Annotated in this window: 18 protein-coding genes; 12 read left to right on the top strand and 6 right to left on the bottom strand. The window is 66.8% G+C overall.

Going from position 1 to position 20218, the window contains the following annotated elements:
- The first annotated feature begins 30 nt into the window (after positions 1-30).
- Positions 31-1032, top strand: a complete 1002-nt coding sequence (locus ACQR07_RS21870; protein WP_434904231.1) for an adenosine kinase — start codon at positions 31-33, stop codon at positions 1030-1032.
- Between the two features lie 344 nt (positions 1033-1376).
- Here ACQR07_RS21870 and ACQR07_RS21865 read toward each other — a convergent pair whose 3' ends face one another.
- On the bottom strand, positions 1377-2567 hold the full coding sequence (locus tag ACQR07_RS21865; RefSeq protein WP_434904230.1) for a serine hydrolase domain-containing protein: 1191 nt from the start codon (positions 2565-2567) through the stop codon (positions 1377-1379).
- A 340-nt stretch (positions 2568-2907) separates the two neighbouring features.
- Here ACQR07_RS21865 and ACQR07_RS21860 point away from each other — a divergent pair, with 340 nt between their 5' ends.
- The 3 genes from ACQR07_RS21860 to ACQR07_RS21850 all read left to right on the top strand — a co-directional run bounded on the left by ACQR07_RS21860 (position 2908) and on the right by ACQR07_RS21850 (position 5856).
- The gene (locus tag ACQR07_RS21860) at positions 2908-3228 is read left to right on the top strand and encodes a hypothetical protein (protein WP_434869735.1); all 321 of its coding nucleotides are present in this window, start codon (positions 2908-2910) and stop codon (positions 3226-3228) included.
- A gap of 159 nt (positions 3229-3387) precedes the next feature.
- Positions 3388-4875: an NAD-dependent succinate-semialdehyde dehydrogenase gene (locus tag ACQR07_RS21855; protein ID WP_434904229.1), complete on the top strand. Its 1488-nt coding sequence runs from the start codon at positions 3388-3390 to the stop codon at positions 4873-4875.
- Positions 4876-5004: 129 nt separating this feature from the next.
- Positions 5005-5856, top strand: a complete 852-nt coding sequence (locus ACQR07_RS21850; RefSeq protein WP_434904228.1) for a hypothetical protein — start codon at positions 5005-5007, stop codon at positions 5854-5856.
- Positions 5857-5906: 50 nt separating this feature from the next.
- Here ACQR07_RS21850 and ACQR07_RS21845 read toward each other — a convergent pair whose 3' ends face one another.
- Entirely contained in the window at positions 5907-6509 is a 603-nt protein-coding gene (locus ACQR07_RS21845) for a hypothetical protein (RefSeq protein ID WP_434904227.1), read from the bottom strand.
- A 264-nt stretch (positions 6510-6773) separates the two neighbouring features.
- On the opposite strand from ACQR07_RS21845, the gene ACQR07_RS21840 reads away from it, so the two are divergent.
- Complete coding sequence (locus ACQR07_RS21840) at positions 6774-7463, top strand: phytanoyl-CoA dioxygenase family protein (protein ID WP_434904226.1); 690 nt, start codon at positions 6774-6776, stop codon at positions 7461-7463.
- Between the two features lie 69 nt (positions 7464-7532).
- The gene (locus ACQR07_RS21835; RefSeq protein WP_434904225.1) at positions 7533-8162 is read left to right on the top strand and encodes a glutathione S-transferase family protein; all 630 of its coding nucleotides are present in this window, start codon (positions 7533-7535) and stop codon (positions 8160-8162) included.
- Between the two features lie 17 nt (positions 8163-8179).
- Here ACQR07_RS21835 and ACQR07_RS21830 read toward each other — a convergent pair whose 3' ends face one another.
- Positions 8180-9268: a mandelate racemase/muconate lactonizing enzyme family protein gene (locus tag ACQR07_RS21830; protein WP_434904224.1), complete on the bottom strand. Its 1089-nt coding sequence runs from the start codon at positions 9266-9268 to the stop codon at positions 8180-8182.
- Between the two features lie 134 nt (positions 9269-9402).
- Here ACQR07_RS21830 and ACQR07_RS21825 point away from each other — a divergent pair, with 134 nt between their 5' ends.
- From ACQR07_RS21825 to ACQR07_RS21815, 3 genes are all read left to right on the top strand, one after another.
- Positions 9403-10266, top strand: coding sequence for an ornithine carbamoyltransferase (locus tag ACQR07_RS21825; RefSeq protein ID WP_434904223.1), 864 nt, complete (start codon positions 9403-9405; stop codon positions 10264-10266).
- Positions 10267-10430: 164 nt separating this feature from the next.
- Entirely contained in the window at positions 10431-11117 is a 687-nt protein-coding gene (locus tag ACQR07_RS21820) for an HAD hydrolase-like protein (protein WP_434904222.1), read from the top strand.
- Positions 11118-11188: 71 nt separating this feature from the next.
- Positions 11189-11866, top strand: coding sequence for a nitroreductase (locus ACQR07_RS21815; RefSeq protein WP_434904221.1), 678 nt, complete (start codon positions 11189-11191; stop codon positions 11864-11866).
- 1087 nt (positions 11867-12953) lie between these two features.
- Here ACQR07_RS21815 and ACQR07_RS21810 read toward each other — a convergent pair.
- Positions 12954-13868, bottom strand: coding sequence for a phosphoribosylaminoimidazolesuccinocarboxamide synthase (locus tag ACQR07_RS21810; protein WP_434904220.1), 915 nt, complete (start codon positions 13866-13868; stop codon positions 12954-12956).
- A gap of 39 nt (positions 13869-13907) precedes the next feature.
- Positions 13908-14825: a pirin family protein gene (locus tag ACQR07_RS21805; protein WP_434904219.1), complete on the bottom strand. Its 918-nt coding sequence runs from the start codon at positions 14823-14825 to the stop codon at positions 13908-13910.
- Between the two features lie 140 nt (positions 14826-14965).
- Between ACQR07_RS21805 and ACQR07_RS21800 the strand changes: the two genes are divergently transcribed.
- Together ACQR07_RS21800 and ACQR07_RS21795 are read left to right on the top strand one after the other, a co-directional pair.
- Complete coding sequence (locus ACQR07_RS21800) at positions 14966-16030, top strand: helix-turn-helix domain-containing protein (protein ID WP_434904388.1); 1065 nt, start codon at positions 14966-14968, stop codon at positions 16028-16030.
- A gap of 141 nt (positions 16031-16171) precedes the next feature.
- Complete coding sequence (locus ACQR07_RS21795) at positions 16172-17578, top strand: serine hydrolase domain-containing protein (RefSeq protein ID WP_434904218.1); 1407 nt, start codon at positions 16172-16174, stop codon at positions 17576-17578.
- Positions 17579-17586: 8 nt separating this feature from the next.
- Here the strand turns inward: ACQR07_RS21795 and ACQR07_RS21790 are convergent, their stop codons facing one another.
- Positions 17587-18957: an MmgE/PrpD family protein gene (locus ACQR07_RS21790; RefSeq protein ID WP_434904217.1), complete on the bottom strand. Its 1371-nt coding sequence runs from the start codon at positions 18955-18957 to the stop codon at positions 17587-17589.
- 118 nt (positions 18958-19075) lie between these two features.
- Here ACQR07_RS21790 and ACQR07_RS21785 point away from each other — a divergent pair, with 118 nt between their 5' ends.
- A complete protein-coding gene (locus tag ACQR07_RS21785; protein ID WP_434904387.1) occupies positions 19076-20218 on the top strand; it encodes an FUSC family protein in 1143 nt (380 codons plus the stop codon).

Below are 20218 nucleotides of genomic sequence, written 5' to 3'. Positions count from 1 at the left end.
TTCGCAAAACGCCGTAAACGGGGCCAGTGGATGACTGACGCGAAATACGATGTTCTCGGGATCGGCAACGCCATTTTCGACGTGCTGGTGCAGGCCGACGAGGCCTTTCTCGCCAAGCATGGCATGACCAAGGGCGGCATGGCGCTGATCGACGAGGCGCGTGCGGCCGCGATTTACCGTGACATGGGACCAGCCACCGAAATGTCCGGCGGCTCGGCCGCCAACACCATCGTCGGTCTTGCGAGCCTTGGCGCGCGTGCCGCTTACGTGGGCAAGGTCAAGGACGACCAGATCGGCCGCATGTATGCCCATGACATCCGCGCCGCCGGCGTCGCCTTCGACACGGTGCCCGCCGCGGATGGTCCGGCCACGGGCTGCAGCTACATCCTGGTGACGCCGGACGGCGAGCGCACCATGAACACCTATCTCGGCGCGGCCCAGAACCTCACCGCCGCCGACATCGATCCCGCGCAGATTGCGGCCGCGCGCATCGTCTATCTGGAAGGTTATCTGTGGGACCCGAAGGAGGCGAAGGACGCGTTCGTGAAGGCGGCGACGATCGCGCATGACGCGGGACGTGAGGTGGCGCTGACCTTGTCGGATTCGTTCTGCGTCGACCGTTATCGCGAGGAGTTTCTCGACCTGCTGCGGGGCGGCACCGCCGACGTCGTGTTCGCCAACGAGGCCGAACTGCATTCGCTGTACCAGACCTCCGATTTCGACGGCGCGCTGAAGCAGCTACGCGAAGACGCGACGCTCGGCATCGTCACCCGCAGCGACAAGGGCTGCGTCGTGGTGTCGAACGACGGCATCATCACGGTGCCCGCGCATCCGATTCAGACGCTGGTCGACACGACAGGCGCGGGCGACCTGTTCGCCGCCGGCTTCCTGTTCGGCCTGGTGCGCAAGACCGGATACGAGATCGCAGGCAAGCTCGGCGGCCTGGCGGCGGCCGAGGTGATCCAGCACATCGGCGCAAGGCCGCAGGTGTCGCTGAAGGAGCTCGCCGCGCAGAACGGGCTGAAGGTTTAGCTGATAGACCGGCACTGAAGCGGCTTGCTCGCTGCCTCTTACCTCGCCCCGCTTGCGGGGAGAGGTCGGACCGCATCGTCAGATGCGATCCGGGTGAGGGGGACAAGTCTCTCCACGAACACTTCCCGCGCGGCTGCCCCTCACCCCAACCCTCTCCCCGTGAAGAACGGGGCGAGAGAGCGCACCGTGCGTGTCGCCACGGCCGGACTCCAGCAATTCAAGGAATGCGCGCGAACTGTCCCGACGCCAACTCAGTATTAGTTGTTAGTTGACGACATCAACATGGTTGGCCGCTTCGGAGGCGGATTGACCCGTCGATCATCCGCCTCCGCGCCCTCACTCCATCACGCCGCCTTCTTTCCGCCCGCGGCATCCAGCCCGGCATAGACGCCGCGCTCGAAGCCCGCGAAGGTCTCCAGGCACAGCCTGTCGGCGAACGGCAGCAGCTGCATCAGGATCACGCCGGTGACGTCGCGGGCGGGATCGATCCAGTAGTAGGTGTTGGCGAGGCCGGCCCAGGCGAGGCTGCCGGCGCTGCGGCCCTCAGCGGTCTGCGCCGTCGTGATCATGAAGCTGAGGCCCCACTTCTTGACGATGTCCGGATAGAGATCGACGTCGTTGGTCACGCCGGGCACGGCCGCGGCCATCTTCGTCATCTCCAGCTCGCCGATGTGGTTGTCGCGCATCGCCGCGACCGTCTCGGGCTTCAGCACCTGATGGCCGTTGCCGCGGCCGTTGTTGAGGATCATGCGGGTGAAGCGGATGTAGTCGCCGGCCGTGCCGTAGAGGCCGCCGCCGCCCATGTGGAATTCCGGCTCCTGCTCGAGCTCGAACGGGATCGGCGCCAGGCCTCCGTCTTCTCCACGCGCATGCATGCCGACCAGGCGCGCGCGCTGCGAGGCGCCGAGCTTGAAGCCGGTGTCGTCCATGCCGAGCGGCGCGAACAGATTGTCACGCAGATAGCTGTCGAGCTTCTGGCCGCTCGCGGCCTCGACCGCCTTGCCGACGAAGTCGATGTTGATGCCGTATTCCCAACGCGTGCCGGGATCGGAGGCGAGCGGCAGCTTCAGCGCGTCGTTCTTGCAGGTGATGATCCCGGGCGTGCCGGCCTTTTGCACATAGGTCGCCATGTCGCCGTTCCACATGTCGTAGCAGAAGCCGGCGGTGTGGGTCATCAGATGGCGCAAGGTGATCGCGGACTTGGCCGGCCGCAGGATTGGTTCACCCTGCGCATCGAAGCCGTCGAGCACCTTCGGCGCGGCGAGATCCGGCAGCACCTGGCCGATCGGCGCGTCGAGTGACAACTTGCCCTGCTCGACCAGCTGCATGCCGGCGGCGCAGGTGATCGCCTTGGTCATCGAGGCGATCCAGAACACGCTGTCCGTAGTCATCGGATCGTCGCGGCCGAGGTCGCGCTTGCCGAACGCGCCTTCGTAGATGATGCCGTTGCTGTCCGCCGCGACGGCGACGACACCCGGGATTTCACGGGCATCCGCCTTCTGCCGCAGCACGCTGTCGATCTCGGTCTTGCTCATGGTCTCCTCCGTTCCGTTCTTGTTGACGGTACGTGATTGTTCCCTGAGCAGGCCCGGGCAGCAAGGATCGCCGCTGTCGCGGGCGGTCGCGATCTCGTGATGATGCGGCGCGAACACAGACAGGCGGGAGAACGTCGCCGCGGATGCCACAGCGCTTCAAAATTTTTAGAGAATCATGATTAGTTCCACTCAGCCGCGAGTCCGGCACATGGACGCCATGTTCCCGCCACGGGCTTCGGACTGTTGTGAGTTGCAACCATTTCTGCCTTAAAGGGTTCAACAACCGGCCATTTTCGGCCGAACGACATGTATTGGCGGCAACGTCCGCCTTGGGGGCGATATGATTACGACGTGGAGTGAGTGGAAGCGGTATCCGCGGCCGGGTCGCGGTGACAACATTGAGGCGCCGATTACCCCGGGAATCTACGAGGTACGCGTGGCGGCGACCGGCGCGCTGCATTCTTTCGGCGCAGTCGACAACGTGGCACAGGCCTTGGCGTCGCTTACTGTCGGCCAGAAATCGTGGTTTGGCCGCCGCGATCCCGCCAACATGCCCGATCTCGAATACCGGACCTGCGCGACCTCGACCAAGGCCGATGCCAAGGTTGCCGCCGAGCGCATGATCGGCCGCCGCGAGACCTACATGAGCGGCGCGGCCTGAGGCTACGCTGAACGGCTGCCGTGCGGGCGCCGCATTTGCTGCCATAGAGGTGCGGCTTTCCCGCGCGAATGTACCGTTCATGGCGCACAGATGCGGTGCGCCGGTGCCGGCAGGTGGCTATATACGGGGCGACAACGACCGCTTCCGAGGAGCTGCCCCATGACATCGACCGCCGCCCGCGCCACCGCTGCGTCCAGCCTGCGCGACCGCCTCAAGGATCCGTCGCTGCTGCGCGAGCAGTGCTACATCGACGGGGCCTGGATCGGCCAGCCGGTGCTGGCCGTCGTCAATCCCGCCACCGGCGTCGAACTCGCCAAGGTCGCGCAGCTCGGTGCTGCGGAGACGACGCAAGCCGTCGAGGCGGCCTCCCGCGCATTCCCGCTGTGGGCCAAGCTGACCGCCAAGCAGCGCTCCAACACCTTGCGCAAATGGTTCGAGCTGATCATTGCGAACCGCGACGACCTCGCGCTGATCCTGACCTCCGAGCAGGGCAAGCCGCTCACGGAAGCGCTCGGCGAGGTCGACATCGGCGCCGCCTACATCGAGTTCTTCGCCGAGGAGGCGCGCCGCGTCTATGGCGAGACCATCCCGACGCAGAAGCCGGATGCGCGCCTGCTGGCGCTGAAGCAGCCGATCGGCGTCTGCGGCGCGATCACGCCGTGGAATTTCCCGAACTCGATGATCACCCGTAAGGTATCGCCCGCGCTCGCCGCCGGCTGCACCGTGGTGCTGAAGCCGGCGAACGAGACGCCGTTGTCGGCGCTGGCGCTCGCCGCGCTCGCCGAGCGCGCCGGCCTTCCGAAGGGCGCGCTCAACATCATCACAGGCGACGCGCCTCCGATCGGCAAGGTGCTGTGCGAGCATCCGGCGGTGCGCTTCGTCGGCTTCACCGGCTCGACCGAAGTCGGCAAGATCCTGTATCGGCAGTCCGCCGGCACGGTGAAGAAGCTCGGCCTCGAACTCGGCGGCAACGCGCCGTTCGTGGTGTTCGACGACGCCGACGTCGATGCCGCGGTCGAAGGCGCGATGGTCTCGAAGTATCGCAACATGGGCCAGACCTGCGTCTGCGCCAACCGCCTCTATGCACAGGAGGGAATCTACGACGCATTCGTCGAGAAGCTCGCTGCCAAGGTCGCGGCCATGAAGATCGGTGATGGCACCGAGAGCGGCGTCACCCAAGGTCCGCTGATCAACGAAGAGGCCGTCGAGAAGGTCGAGCGTCACATCGCCGACGCGGTCAAGGGCGGCGCCAAGGTCGTCACCGGCGGCAAGCGCCATGCGCTCGGCCGCACCTTCTTCGAGCCGACCGTGCTTCGGGACGTCAAGCCGGACGCGCTGGTCGCGCATGAGGAGACGTTCGGCCCGCTTGCCCCCGTGATCCGCTTCAAGGACGAGGCCGACGTGATCGCGATGTGCAACGCCTCGCCGTTCGGGCTGGCGTCCTACTTCTACGCGCGTGATCTCGGCCGCGTCTGGCGCGTCGCGGAGGCGCTCGAATCCGGCATGGTCGGCGTCAACACCGGCCTGATCACGACCGAGGTCGCGCCGTTCGGCGGCGTCAAGGAGAGCGGCCTCGGCCGTGAAGGCTCGCATCACGGCATCGAGGAATATCTCGAAATCAAGTATGTGATGATGGCCGGGGTCTAGGGTCACGCAGGCCACGCGACGGACCGGGCGGCCCAAACGCGGAATTGTCCGATGTCCCACCCATCTCCTGGCATTGCAGCCCTGGCGGATCATGCGGGAGCGGGGGGCATCGGAGTTCGGTCCGCAGGGATGCTGGCCAGACGCGGTCTCGCCCTCCTGGCGCTCGTCCTGCTTCTCGTTCTCGGCGTTCCGAGGCCGCTGATGGCGGCCGGTGACGTTCCGCCCGCTGCGGCCTTTGCCGAGCGCGTCCGCGGGGTGGATCGCGAGGCCGGGGATATTCTGTCCTACACGTTCCTGCTGGCCATTCCGTCGTTCCAGGCGCTCGCCGACGATGGGCCCGGAAATGTCGCAGACTGTCTTGCCGCACTGGCCACGGCCGGGCTTACCGGCCAGCAGCGCGCCATCGCGATCCTGTCACTGTACGAGCTCGCGATACCGGACTACGTGGTCTTCCTGCGCGGCCTGATCGGCCTCAGAGACCAGAACCTGGTCTCTGCGGGTGAACTCAGTCTGGCGGTGTCTCGCCGCGAGGGTTTCGGCCGGGACCTGATCGAGAACTACCGGGACCCTTCGCTTCGAAGCGTCCTGGCGGAGATCGCGGCGAGGGGGGATATATCCCCGAATCTGCGGGCGTTCATTCCCGAGATCCTGTCTGGACAGGCTCTGCGCGATCAGCGGATGTTCCAATGGGGTTGTTGCGACGGTCCGACGCCATGGCTCGATCTAGCCAAGGACCTTGCCTTTGGGGCAATCGTCGCGCTGCTGTTTCTTCGTGTCGAAGGGCACGTTCGGCGCACGCTCGCAAGCGTGCTGGCCGCGCTTCTGCTGCTTTGGCTCGCGCTGTGGTCCGGATACTATCCGAACTTCTATTGGTCAGAACATCTCGCCGTTGCAGGTTTGGGAAGCTTTCTCGGCGCGCAACTCGCTCTGTTGGTCTCTGCCGGCAGGCGAATGATGCGAATGCAGCATGAGATCAGCTAGGCGACGATGGCGGGAGCGCGAGCTTCGAGCTTCTCTCGGCTCAGGCCGGCTCAGGCGGTCTTGGGCAGCTTGCTCACTGGCACCGTGTAGGACTTGTTGCCGTATGAGTAGATGACGCTGCCGCTCTGGCCGTCGCTGGTCGAGATCTGGGTCTGGCCGAACATGATGACGTTCTTGTAGACGATGCCGGTGCCCTGGCGCGTGATGCCGTTGGTCGTCACGCTGACCTGCGCCTCTTTGCCCGAGACCGACAGCACGCGAAAGTTCGCGCTCATGCCGTTGTCGCCGGAATAGCCGGCCCAGCTTCCGACCAGCTTGTTGTCGTCGGCAGGAGGCGTCTGCTTGTCCAGAATGGCGGTGGCCTTGCCGCCGCCGGCCGAGAACAGCAGCACGGCGCTCTTGCCGTTCTTGGTGCCGAGCGTGACCGCGCCGAAGTCGATGGTCGCGCCGTTGACCTCGCCGATGCCGCGCTCGGTGCGGCCGTTATGGGTGTACTCGACCGTGGCGGCAGCGCCTCTGATGTTGACGACCTTGAAGCTCACGGCCTGGCCGCTGGCCGTCCACGTGCCCTTCCATTCGCCGAGCAGATTGCTCTGGCGATACATCCGCTCCGCCGCGGGAGAGATCTGGCTGGTGCTTTGAACGATCGCCATCTGAGCTGCCAAAGAGCCCGAATGCTCTTTCCTCACGTTTCCGGACCATTTCCGGCCGTTGCTGAGAAGAGTCGTAGGTCGACTGACTTAACGATGTCTTAATTGCCGCCAGCGGCGACCGGAACGCGACGCGCGACCAATCGTCCCGGCCCAGCCGGCCGTTGATCGCGTCACCGGACTGCGGGACGGCAAGCGGGTTCTTGCCGGACGGCGTTTGATCATCGACCATGCCAATGCCTGATCCTCACACATGCGAGCTTAACCATGACCAGCGTCTCCCAGCGCACCGCCTTCGGCCGGCTTCCCGAGACGGACGCACGCCGTCTCGACGCGGACGGCTACCTGCTGCTGCGCGGCGCCATCCCGGCGGCGTGGATCGCGCCGCTGCGCGAGGCCTTCGAGGCGGGCACGCGGCCATCGGAGCAATGGCCCGTGCCGCGCGGCCGCGACTGGCGCCATGCGATGGTCGACCTCGATCCTCTGGTGCAGCAGGTCTGCCGGCTGCCGCTGATGCTCGCCGCCGTGCATCACATCCTCAAGGCGCCGTTCTTCCTCGGGCAGGTCGAAGGCCGGGAGCCGCTCGCCGAGGGCGGTCAGCAGCCGCTGCATCGCGACGGAGTTGACAGGCATTGCACCGACGCGGTCTCGGCGCTCGCGTTTCTCGATCCGTTCGGACCCGACAATGGCGCGACGCAGCTGGCGCCGGGCACCCATCTCCGCGATGCCGACGATGCGCAGGCGGCATCGTCGGCGCTCGTCACCGCGGGCGAGGCCGGCGACATCCTGCTGTTCGACGTCAACCTGCTGCACGGCGCCACGCGCAACCACAGTGGCGCGCGCCGCCGCTCGCTGCTGATCACCTACGCCTTGTCGGCGCAGCAGGAGGACTGGCGCCGGACGCGCACCTTGCGCGCGGTGCGCATGGACGATGACGAGGTGTTCGGAGCGGAGTAGTGAGCCAGCCTCCTGATCCCGCGCGCCGCTTTCCCCAAAGATTGCATCAAGACAGCAGAGAGGACGCGCATGAAGCTGTATGACTCCCCGACCGCCCCGAGCCCGCGCCGCGTGCGGATCTTTCTCGCGGAGAAAGGCGTCGCTCTCCCGACCGTGCAGATGGACCTGCGCGCCGGTGAGCAGTTCGCGCCGGAATTCCGGGCTCTCAATCCGCAGTGCACGGTTCCCGTGCTCGCGCTCGACAGTGGCGCTGCCATCACCGACATCGTCGCCATCTGCCGCTACATCGAGGAGCTGCACCCGGAGCCCGCCTTGATGGGACGCACCCCGGAACAGCGCGCCATCATCGAATGCTGGCTGCGCCGGATCGAGTGGGACGGCATCGTCGCCATCCAGGAATACTTTCGCAACAGCCTGCCAGGGCTCGAGCACCGTGCGCTGCCAGGCCCGCTGCCTCTCGATCAGATCCCGGCGCTGGCGGAGCGCGGACGCCTGCGCACTGCGCATTTCTTCAAATGGCTCGATACGCGGCTGGCCGATCATGCCTTCGTCTGCGGAGCCGAGTTCTCGATCGCCGACATCAGCGCCCTGGTGGCCGCCGACTTCGCAGTCCGTGCCAAGCTCGATCCGCCCGCCGAGCTTCGCCATCTCAGGCGATGGTACGATGAGGTCGCGAGCCGTCCCTCCGCGAAGGCGTGACGTGCAGCGCGCGCGCCTCACCCCGCGAGCTTCGCCAGTCCGTCCCAGTCGAACGTGATGCCGTGACCCGGCCGCGTCGGCGCCAGCGCCATGCCGTCGTCGAGCACCAGGGGATGGGCGATGTAGCGGTCGAGGCCGAAGCCGTGCGCTTCCAGGAACGAACGGTTCGGGCAGGCGGCGAGCAGGTGCACGGTGATATCGTGCGCGCCGTGGCTGGTCACCGGCAGATTGAACGCCTCGGCGAGGCGGGCGATCTTCATGAACGCGGTGACGCCGCCGCAATTGGTCACGTCGGGCTCGGGATAGGACACTGCGCCCGAGGCGATGTAGTTCTTGAAATCCCATAGCGAGCGCAGATTCTCGCCGGCCGCGATCGGCACGCCGCCGGCGGCGAGGATGCGGGCATGGCCGGCGACGTCGTCGGGAATGGTCGGCTCCTCCAGCCAGGTGAGGTCGAATGGCTGCAGCGCACGTGCGGCGCGGATCGCCTCCTCCACCGTCCACTTCATGTTGGCATCGGCCATCAGCGGAAAGCCGTCGCCGAGATGCCTGCGCATCGCGCCGACGCGCGCGACGTCGGCACTGAGCGCGGGCCGCCCAACCTTCATCTTGATTGCGCGAAAGCCCTTCGCGAGATTGTCGTCGGTCTGCTTCAGCAGCGCGTCGACCGGCAGATCGAGATCGATGCCGCCGGCATAGCAGGGCACGCGGGCGTCGAAGCCGCCGAGCAGGCGGAACAGCGGCAGGTGAGCGCGCCGCGCCTTCAGGTCCCACAGCGCAATGTCGAGCGCCGACAGCGCCAGCACGACCGGCCCGCCGCGTCCGCCATAGTGCAGGCCCCACCACACCCGATGCCAGATCGCCTCGGTGTCGTCGGCCTCGTGGCCGACCACGAGGTCGGGAATCTCGCGCCTGACGATGTCGGCCACGGCATAGCCGTTGCGGCCGACCGTGTAGGTGTAGCCGACGCCCTCGGCGCCGTCGGCATCGCGCACCTTGCAGGTGATCAGCTCGAACGCCGTCATCTCGCCATGCGTGCTGTCGGACAGCGTGACGGTGAGTGGAATGCGATACAGCCCGGTCTCGATCGTGGTGATCTGTGCCATCGCGCGGTTCCTTCCCTGGATTTTTGTCGAAGGTTATGCTGGTGCTGTGGCAAGGGCAATTGCGAACGGCGCATGGCGGACACGAGCAGGACTTCGGTCACGGTCTGCGTGATCCCTGGATGGGGCGAGAGTGCATGACGGGAGATCGCGACATCCTGGCCCTCAGTGATCTCGATGGCGCTGACATCATGGGCATGCTGATGCGGGCGCAGGAGCTGGCCGCCTGCTGGCAGGCGCGCGCGATGCCGCAGGCGCTCGCCGGCCGGCGCATTGCGCTCGTGGTCGACGATGGCGGCTGGCGCAACACCACCGCCTTCGATCTCGGCGTGCAAGCGATGGGCGGCCTCTGCGTGCACACGCCGATCCGTCTCAATGCCACCGAGGCGGTCGAGGATCTCGCCGCCTATCTCGACAACTGGTTCGATGCCGTGGTCTGCCGTACGCCCGCGCTCGAGATGCTCTACGCATTGTCCCACTGGGCGCGCGCCCCGGTGATCAACGCGCGCACGCGGCAGAATCATCCCTGCGAGACGCTCGGCGATCTCGCCTTCCTCTGGCATCGGCGCGGCGCGATCGAGGGCTTGAAGATCGCCGTGGTGGCGCCGGCCGCGAATATCCTGGGATCGTGGATCGAGGCCGCGCAGGTGCTTCCGATCGATGTCGTCCAGGTCTATCCGGCGCGCTGGCATGCGCCGGGAGAGTCGCCGCGCTTTCACGTGACGACCGATCTCGGCGAATTGCAGGACGCCGACGTGATCGTCACCGATTGCTGGCCGGGAGACGACGAGGCCGCTGCCTTGCAGGACTATCAAATCACCGCAGCGCTGCTGGATGGTCTCGGTCCGGATCTGGACTTCCTGCCTTGTCCGCCGGTGACCCGAGGGCAGGAGGTGTCCGACGATGCCATGCGGCATCGCGCCTGTCGGGTGGTGCAGGCAAAGTCGTTTCTGCTGCACGCACAGAATGCCGCGCTCGAATGGGTGTTCACGGCGTCATGACTTTGGTCCGATCGCAAGCCGGCTTCGCTGGCGCGATGCGGCGCGGGGGAGGGGAGCGCACTGCAGCCGTTGAGGTGACTCGGATCATCAAGGTGCTGCCTAAGCTTGCAATCACCGGGATCGCAGCCGTTTTACGCGTTTTGCGCCAGCAGCTAGGGTCTTGCATGGCCCTCGTTCCTTCCGTTCTCCTCGACCTCGACGGCACCCTGATCGACTCGCAGCCCGGCATCGCCGCAAGCACGTTGGCGGCGTTGCGCCAACTGGGGCACGCGCCGGATGACACGCTCGATGTGCGCAGCGTGATCGGGCCGCCCTTGCAGGACATGCTTCGCGTGCTGCTGCAGGCCTACGGCGATGATCGCGTCGATGCGGCGGTCGCGGCCTATCGCCGGCACTATGGCGAGAGCGGGCTGTTCGGCAGCGAGCTCTATCCCGGCATCCGCGACGCGCTTCAGCAGTTGCACGGCGCTGGCCTGCGGCTCTATCTCGCAACGTCGAAGCGCGAAGAGTTCGCGCGCCGCATCCTGGAGCACCTTGGTCTGGCACCACTGTTCGAGGCCATCCACGGCTCGGTGCCGTCGGGTGCGCTCGATCACAAGCCGGAGCTGTTGGCGCATATTCTCACGATGCGGAATATCGCGGCGCGCGATAGCCTCATGGTCGGCGACCGCCGGCACGACATTGCCGGCGCCCATGCGGTCAGGATGCGCAGCCTCGGCGTGCTCTGGGGCTATGGTAGCCGCGACGAACTCGAAACGGCCGGCGCAGACCGTATCGTGGAACGTCCTGCCGACTTGGCAGCGACGGTGCTGTCGATGTTGAACGCCGAGCATCGCCAGCGCGGCGCGTGAGTCTTGCGGCGGAACCGGAAAGCCGCGAATATCGCGGCCTGTTCAACGATCATCCCGGGAAGTCCGTATCCATGCAGTTCGACGACGTCATCCTCGGCCGCCGCAGCATCCGCGGCTACAAGCCGGATCCCGTGCCACGGGAGCTCATCGAGGAGATCATCACGCTCGCGATGCGCGCGCCGTCGTCGATGAACAGCCAGCCCTGGAATTTCTACGTGATCACCGGCGAGCCGTTGAATCGCATCCGCGCCGGCAACACCGAGCGCATGGTGGCCGGCGTCCCGCAATCGCGCGAATTCCGCATCGGCCAGCCGTTTGCCGGCGCGCATCGTGACCGCCAGGTGCAGGTCGCCAAACAATTGTTCTCGGCAATGGGCATCGCGCGCGACGACAAGGACAAGCGGCAGGACTGGGTGCTGCGCGGCTTCCGCCAGTTCGACGCGCCGGTCTGCATCATCGTGACCTACGACCGCGCGCTCGACGGCAGCGACGACACCCCGTTCGACTGCGGCGCCGTCACCAATGCGCTGGTCAACGCCGCCTGGTCGCGCGGCCTCGGCGCCGTCATCAACAGCCAGGGCATCATGCAATCGCCCGTCGTGCGCGAGCACGCCGGCATCGCCGACGACCAGGTCATCATGAAGAGCATCGCGCTCGGCTGGCCCGACCACGATTTTCCGGCCAACGCCGTGGTGTCGGAACGGAAATCGGTGAAGGACGCCACGGTGTTCGTGGGGTTCGAGGAGTAGTTCTGCACCAGACCGTCTCCGAAATCGATAAGCTGTAGGGTGGGCAAAGCGGCCGCCGGAGGCCGCAGCGTGCCCACCGTCGCGCCGCGCATTCGCCGCGAAACGGTGGGCACGGCGCCACTTCTGTCTCATCTTGGGATGCAGTGCGGTCTCGCCTTTGCCCATCCTACGGCATTTAACAAACAGCGAGCGTGATGCGCTCGCGGAACACATCGATGACCATTTGCCACCGGCCCAGCTCAGAGCGGGTGGCTTAGAGGCCCAAGGCAATCCGTCGCAAGAAGTTGCTTGCTATTTTTCCGAAATCATGATCTATTCCGCGCATCCCGTCCTCATGCAGAGGGGCGTACGCGTCGTCACGATACGTAGAGGCGGGGAGCGGTGGCCGCGGGTCTGTCAGGTGCTGATGCGCTGGACGATGGACAGCTCGCGGACGGTCAAGCCGTGTGGTCCTGGCGCCCCGAAGCTGGCGCCAAGCCTGCTGTGACATGATCCGTAACAGGACGTGTCGCTGAGGTGACGGGGGCAAACAAGCCGGTCCCCGGGGAGAGCACGGAGCAGCCGTTAAGACTATCGCGCAGGGAGGGCCGGGTCGTCCGGCTGACCTGTGGTTCCTGCCGCCTGCATTTTTTGAGCAGGCGGGCCACGGGCCTCAGTCGAGGTCCGGCCTTCCCTGCGCCCTCGGCATTTTGGAGGGCATTGGTGACAGCAACCTCGGGCGCAGGCGCGCCGCGGGAGGGTTTCGTGCGTCTATCGTCTATGCGGAGTTTGTTCAGCCTTGCCGCGTCAACTTGAACGGCGTGTACGGTTGGCGGTGATATGAGTATTCGAGTTGCCGATCTGTGTGCGAGCCGATCTCTTGCGACATGTGCGGTGGGCTCCCTCGCCCCGTTCTTCACGGGGAGAGGGTTGGGGTGAGGGGCAGCCGCACGGGGAGTGTTCGTGGAGAGACCTGTACCCCCTCACCCCAACCCTCTCCCCGCAAGCGGGGCGAGGGGGCACACTGCCGATGCCGCGCTAGCTCAGCTCACATGTCGAAAAAAGAACGTCGTCCGTTGTGCCAGCGGCGGATAGCAGGATGCATGAATCAGATCGTCAGCTCGCTTCCCGTCACGCGCCGGAACGCTTCCAGATAACGCTGGCTCGTCGCATCCACCACGCTCTGCGGCAGTGGCGGCGGCGGAGCCTCGCCGTTCCAGCGGCCGGCCTTGCGCTCGGCGTCGAGATAGTCGCGCAGCGGCTGCTTGTCGAAGCTCGGCTGCGGCTGGCCGGGCTGATACGCGTCGACCGCCCAGAACCGCGAACTGTCGGGCGTCATCACCTCGTCGATCAGGATGATATGGCCGTCCTTGTCGCGGCCGAACTCGAACTTGGTGTCGGCGATGATGATGCCCTGCTCGCGCGCAAGCCGCTCGCCGAGCGTATAGACCGCCCGCGTCATGCTCTCCAGCGTGTAGGCGGTGTCGTCGCCGACCACTTCGCGCATCCTGCTGATGGTGATGTTCTCGTCATGGCCGGTCTCGGCCTTGGTCGCCGGGCTGAAGATCGCGGGTTCGAGCTTCTGGCTCTCAACCAGGCCCGGCGGCAGTTGCTCGCCGGCGAGCGTGCCGCTCGCGGCATATTCCTTCCAGGCCGAGCCGGAGAGATAGCCGCGGATCACGCATTCGATCGGAAACACGGTGGTGCGCTTGCACAGCATCGCGCGTCCGAGAATCTCCTCGCGATGCGGCGCGAGCGCCGGCACTTCGGCGATGATCGCATCCGTGTCGGCCGAGATCATGTGGTGATGCACGACGCCTTCGAGCGCGTTGAACCAGTACGCCGAGATCTGCGTCAGCACCGCGCCCTTCATCGGGATGGTCTCGTTCATCACGACGTCGAAGGCGGAGATGCGGTCGGTGGTCAGCAGCAGCACGCGGTCGTCGCCGACGGCATAGATGTCGCGGACCTTGCCGCGGCCGATCTGCGGAAGCGGTAGATTGCTGGCGAGAAGCGTGGTCATCTTGTCTGGCCTTCGAAAGGGAGCATCGCTCCCCATAGCCTATTCCGGCAACGGAATGAACTCATGCTCCTGCGGAACGGCGGCGAAGCGGCCGGTTTTCCAGTCCTGCTTGGCCTGCTCGATGCGCTCCTTGCTGGAGGAGACGAAATTCCACCAGACGTGGCGCGGTCCCTCCAGCGCGTCGCCGCCCAAGAACATCATCCGGGTCGGCTTGACGGTGCGGACGCTGATGGCGTCGCCGGGGCGGAAGATCAGGAGCCGCGGCCCCTCATGGCGCTCGCGCGCGATCTCGACCTCGCCGTCGACGATGTAGATGGCGCGCTCCTCGTGATCGGGATCGAGCGGCACCACCGTGTCGGCCTGCGCCGTCACCTCGACATAGAACCACGGCGACACCATCGTCACCGGCGACGCTTTCCCGAACGCCTTGCCGGCGATGATCCGTGCCGAGAAGCCGGTGTCGCTGACGGTCGGCAGCGCGCCCGCCGCGTAGTGCTGGAAGCTCGGCGCGATCTCCTCGGACTCGACCGGCAGCGCGATCCAGCTCTGCAGGCCGAGCATCTGCTGGCCGTTCTGCCGCTGCAGGTCGGGCGTGCGCTCGGAATGCGCGATGCCGCGCCCGGCGGTCATCAGGTTCATGGCGCCAGGCTGGATCTCCTGGACGTTGCCCTCGCTGTCGCGATGCATGATGGCGCCGTCGAACAGATAGGTCACGGTGGCGAGCCCGATATGCGGATGCGGCCGCACGTCCATGCCCTTGCCGGAGACGAACTGCACCGGGCCGAAATGATCGAAGAAGATGAACGGTCCGACCATCTGGCGCCTGCCATGCGGCAGCGCGCGGCGCACCGCAAAGCCGTCGCCGAGATCGCGGGTGCGCGGCACGATGACATGCTCCAGCGCATCGCAGGAGGCGGGATCGCCGAATTCGGGATCGATCGATGGCTGCCAGCTCATGGGGCGCTCCTGAGATGTGATGCTCGGAGCTTAGCAGCTTCGCCGAGGCCCGGGCAGGGCACGAGGTCGCGGCGCCCGCGTGATTTGAACGGAACGCAGCTCCGGCCTAGAGTTCCACCGTTGCAAACGGATTTGTGATGATGCCGCTCGAAAGCCTCGACCTCGCGTTCCGCGCCGCCGCGACAGCGTTGCTGGCCGTGCTGGCGGCGTCGCTGTGGCGCGAGCTCAACAGGCAGCCGGTCGGCCGGCTTGCCGTCGCCTTGGCGCTCGGCTCGGCAGCGCATGCGGCGACGTTCAACATCGGCGGCAGCGCGGCGCCGTCGCTGGCGTTCGCGCCGTTGATTGCGGTCGCGACATCCGACGTCGTCGTGCTCTGGCTGTTCTGCCGCGCGCTGTTCGATGACGGCTTTCGGTTGCGCTGGGCGCATGGCGCGATCTGGCTTGCGGTGTTCGGCTTCAGCCTGATCAGTTGCCTCGTGCTCGGCCCGGCCGGCCATGCGCGGCTCGTCATCGTCGCGAACAATCTGCTGGCGCTCGGCTTCGTTGGCTTGACCCTGGCGCAGACGATCCGCTCGTGGTCGGCTGATCTCGTCGAGGGGCGGCGGCGTGTCCGCGCCTTCGTCGTCATCGCGGCGCTGTCGTATGGTGGCGTCAGTGCGCTGCTGCAGATCGCGGCCGGCGGCAGCGGCCCGTCGGAGCTGGTGAATGTGATCAACGCGGCAATGCTGCTGGCCGTCGTCGGCGCCGTCGCGCTGATGCTGTTGAAGGTCGGTGCCGGCGATGTGTTCGCTCCGGAGACGCCGCGGGCCGTCACAGAGGCACCGGCGCCGGCCGCCGTCGCCGAGACGGTCGCCAACCGCAAGCTGGTCGTGGCGCTGACGCGGCTGATGGCGGACGAGCGGATCTATCGCCAGGAGAACGTCACCATCGGCATGCTGGCCACCAAGCTGTCCATTCCCGAGTACCGGTTGCGGCGGCTGATCAATGGCGAGCTCGGCTACCGCAACTTCAACACCTTCCTGAACAACCACCGCATCGAGGAAGCCAAGGCCGCGCTCGCCGATCCCGGCCAGGCCGAGGTGCCCGTCATCACCATCGCCATGGACGCCGGGTTCCAGTCGCTCGGCCCGTTCAACCGCGCCTTCAAGGCCGCGACCGGGGTGACTCCGACCGAGTTCCGCCGCCTGAGGCTGGCCGCGGCGTGATCTTCGAGGAGTTGAAATCAAAGGAGAATTTCGAAATCGGCGAGGTGGCAGCCAATTCCGGCGGCTGCAGGTTTCGAAATCGGCGAGCCGTTCGGCCGAAGCTGCGGTGTCGTCCGGCAAGTCCATCCTCCGGAGCTTGCCATGACCCGCCGCCGCCTGCTTCTCGTCTTCGTTTCGACCGTCGCGCTGTCTGCCCTCGCCATCGGTGCCGTCCGGGCCCGCGACGTGCCCCAGGTCGCGACCGGCTTCATGGCCAGCACGCTGTGCTCGGAGACGTTCGTCTCCGGTCTCGACCCGGCAAGCGTGCTGGCCGAAACCCAGGCGGCGATGCCCGGCGCCGGTCTGTTGACCTGGGCCATGAATGTTCAGGTGGATCGTGCCGCCAAGGACGTCACCGTGACCCTGCTCGGGCTCGGTCGCAGCCGAGCGGTGTTCCGCGACGGGCTCGGCTGCCACATGGACCATGGCGAGGGGCAAAGCTGGCCGACCATTCGGCCTGTCGCCCCGGCGCCGGCTTTGTTGCCCGACATCGCTCCGCCGCGTTTGGTGACGCCGGCAACGCCCGCCCTTGCCGCGGCGCTCGACCGCGCCTTTGCCGAGCCGGACGTGCCGCCGTTCCGGCGCACGCATGCCGTCGTCGTGCTCAAGGACGGCAAGGTGATCGCCGAACGCTACGCGCCGGGATTTGCGCTCGACACGCCCCTGCTCGGCTTCTCCGCGACCAAATCCATGACCGCGACCCTGATCGGCATTCTCGTCCGCCAGGGCAAGCTCGCGCTGCATGCGCCTGCTCCGGTCGCGGCGTGGCGGAGCGAGAGCGATCCGCGCCATGCCATCACCGTCGATCATCTCCTGCGCCACACCGCCGGGCTCGCGCTCGGCAGCTCGCTGCAGGCCTCGTTGTTGTCGGCGCTCGAGCCGGTCAACCGCATGAAGTTCATCGAGCCCGACCGCGCCGCGTTCGCCGAATCCATGCCGCTCGAAACCACTCCGGGCGGGGTCAGCAACTATCACGACGGCAACACCGTCATTCTCTCCCATCTGATCCGCGACGCTGCCGGTGGCAGCGCTGCGGATGTCATTCGCTTTGCGCAGCGCGAGCTGTTCGAGCCGCTCGGCATGCACAACGTGACGATCGAGTTCGACGCCGCCGGCACGCCGGAGGGATCGAGCCAGATGCTGGCTTCGGCGCGCGATTGGGCGCGGCTTGGCCAGCTCTATCTCGACGACGGCGTCGTCGGCGGTCGCCGCATCCTGCCCGCCGGCTGGGTCGACTATGTCAGCACACCGACGCCCGGCGCCTTCGTCGGTCTCGGCGCCGGCTTCTGGACCAATCGCGGCGACAGTTTTGGCGCCAACTACCGGATCTCCCATGGATGGCCGCGCGATGCGTTCTTCGCCAAGGGCACGATCGGCCAATATGTGGTCGTCATCCCCTCCGAGCGCCTGGTCATCGCGCGGTTCGGCCGCACCGTGAACTGGCCGCCGGAAGCCGATGGCGTGGCGCAGCTCGTGAGCGACGTGATGTCCGCGACGCGGGGGGAATGACGCTTGCGTTACGCCCTCCCCAGCGCGGTGGCCTGCGCGACGCGATCGAACCGTTCCAATGACAGGATCGCGTCGGCAAAACTCTGCGCGCGGCTGCTCAGGACCGGACGGGCCAAGGTGATGAACTTGTCGCTCATCGCCTGCGCGGACGGGAACGACGTCGGCTCGCCGGAGGGATCGTCGTGCAGCCGCTCGTGCACGCCGTCCTCGGTGGTGATGGTGACGCGCGCGCCGAACGGATGGCTGCGGCCGATTTCGAGCTTGTCGTCCTGCACGACATCGAACTTGTCGGCGAGCGCATTGAGCGCAGTGTCGCCAAGCCTCGTGTAGTCGTCCCAGCCGAAGCGGCCCTGGTCGAGCGCCAGCGCGCCGGTGAAGAACATCGAGAACTGGCCGCCGACGATCGAGGTCGGATGCCGCTTGGTCGCGGCATCGCCGGTCAGGGTGATGCCATTGCGATGCAGGCCGATCTCGACGCGCTTGACCTGGTCCGGCGTCAGATTGTGCTCGCGGCGGAGCGCGATGATGGCGTCGATCGCAGCGTGCGTGTAGCGGCAGCTCGGATAGGGCTTCACGCCGATCTTCATCGTCTCATAGGTCGTGCCGAGACCTGCGACGGCTTTGTCGTGATGCGGCGTGTCGGTATAGCCGAACAGCAGGCCGTGCTTGCCTTCGACGGATTCGACGGCGCCGACGAAATCGCTCTTCGCCAGCGTCGCCGCGATCACGCCGTTCATCGCCGAGGCGCCGACCTGATAGCGCTTGTTCCAGGCGCCGTTGACCAGGAACTGCAGCGAGCCCGCGGCCTGGCTGCCCGAGACGCCGAAGGCGTAGATCAGCTGCTGCTCCGACAGCCCGAACAGCTTGCCGGCCGCCGCGGCGGCGCCGTAGGTGCCGGCCGTCGCGGTCGGGTGGAAGCCGCGCGCATAATGCGAGGTCGGATCGAGCGCGTTGCCGAGCCGGCAGCACACCTCGTAGCCGGCGACGATGGCAGTCAGCACCTCGCGACCCGAGGCGCCGACCATTTCGCCGACGGCGAAGGCGGCCGGCACGACGGGCGCACTCGGATGCAGCGAGGAGTCCGCGTGGGTGTCGTCGAAGTCGAGCGAATGGCCCATCGTGCCGTTGAGCAGCGCCGCCACGGCCGGTGTCCAGGTCCTGGAATCGCCGAACACCGTGGCTTCGCCAGTCGCATCCAGCTTCAGCGCCGCCAGCATGTTCACCACCGAGGGCGTCGATTCCGCCTCGCGCCGGGCGCGGATCGCGCTGCCGAGAAAGTCGAGCGTCAGCACCTTGGCGCGGTCGAGCACCTCGGGCGGGATATCGTCAAATTTCAGCTCGGCGACATAGCCGGCGAGCGTTGCGGTTTCCTGGGCCATCGTGTTTCCTCAACGTTGTTGCAAGCAGCGTAGGCAAGCTGATTCCGCCTTTCAAGCCGGTCTGGTCCGGCGGGAGGCTGCCATGCGCCGCGCAGGTCTGTTTCGAGGTGATGGATTGATGGCGTCGTTCAAGGAGCTGTTTGGCGGCGTGCGCGCCCGCAAGGCACAGATGTCGCTGGCCGTGCGCGGCACGGTCGCGGCGACGCTCGCCTTTGCCATCGCCACGGCATTCCAGCTGAAGCTGCCGCTGTGGGCGGTGCTGACCTCGCTGATCGTGACTCAAGGCAGCGTCGGGCGGTCGCTGAAGGCGACGCGGGACTACATGTTCGGCACCATCGGCGGCGCCATCTATGGCGGCGCCATCACCGTGCTGATCCCGCATTCCGGCGAGCTGCAGCTTCTGGGCATGCTGATCCTCGCGGTGACGCCGCTCGCCTTCATCGCCGCGATCAATCCGAGCCTCAATGCCGCCACCGTGACGGCCGTGATCGTGCTGCTGGTGCCGACCATGGGGCATCTCGATCCCTTGGGCTCGGCGATCGATCGCGTCTTCGAGGTCGCGGTCGGCGCGCTCACGGGCCTTGCGGTGTCGTTCATCGTGCTGCCGTCGCGGGCCCATGTGCAGATGCGCAGCGCCGCGGGGCGACTGCTCGAACTGATCGCCGCGGCGATGACCGAATTGCTCGCCGGCCTGTCGCGCGGGCGCGACACCGATGCGCTGCATCGGATCCAGGACGGCATCGGCACCGCGCTGACCGAGTTGAACGCGACCGGCGCCGAGGCGGAGCGCGAGCGCTCGGCGCGGCTGTCGTCGGGCGCCGACACTGGCCCGCTGCTGCGCACGATCCTGCGCCTGCGCCACGACGTCGTGATGATCGGCCGCGCCAGCGTAGTGCCGCTGCCGTCGGAGCTGCAGGCGCGGCTGTCGGGGCCGGTGACGCGCGTCAGCGAGGCCATCGCGACCTACCTGCGCGGCTGTGCTGCCGCCATCCGCAACGGCTCCGGCCCGCCGGCGATCTGGCCGATCCATGTCGCGGTGAAGGCCTATGCCGAAGCGGTCGCCGCGGTGCGCAGCGACGGCCTGACCCGCGGCCTGCCCGGCGATGCCGCCGAGCGCTTCTTCGCGCTCGGTTTCTCGCTCGACCAGATGCGGCAGAACCTGATCGACCTCGAGCGCGTGATTGCGGAATGGGCGGGCACCGCGCCGGGCAAGCCGCATCGGCCGGAGCCGGAGGAGTCGCCTGACACGGCCGGCGCGTAG

It is taken from the genome of Bradyrhizobium sp. HKCCYLS20291, assembly GCF_051167715.1.
GTDB lineage: Bacteria > Pseudomonadota > Alphaproteobacteria > Rhizobiales > Xanthobacteraceae > Bradyrhizobium.
Note: the sequence above shows the minus strand (reverse complement) of the source record. Positions and strands in the feature narration are given on the sequence as shown.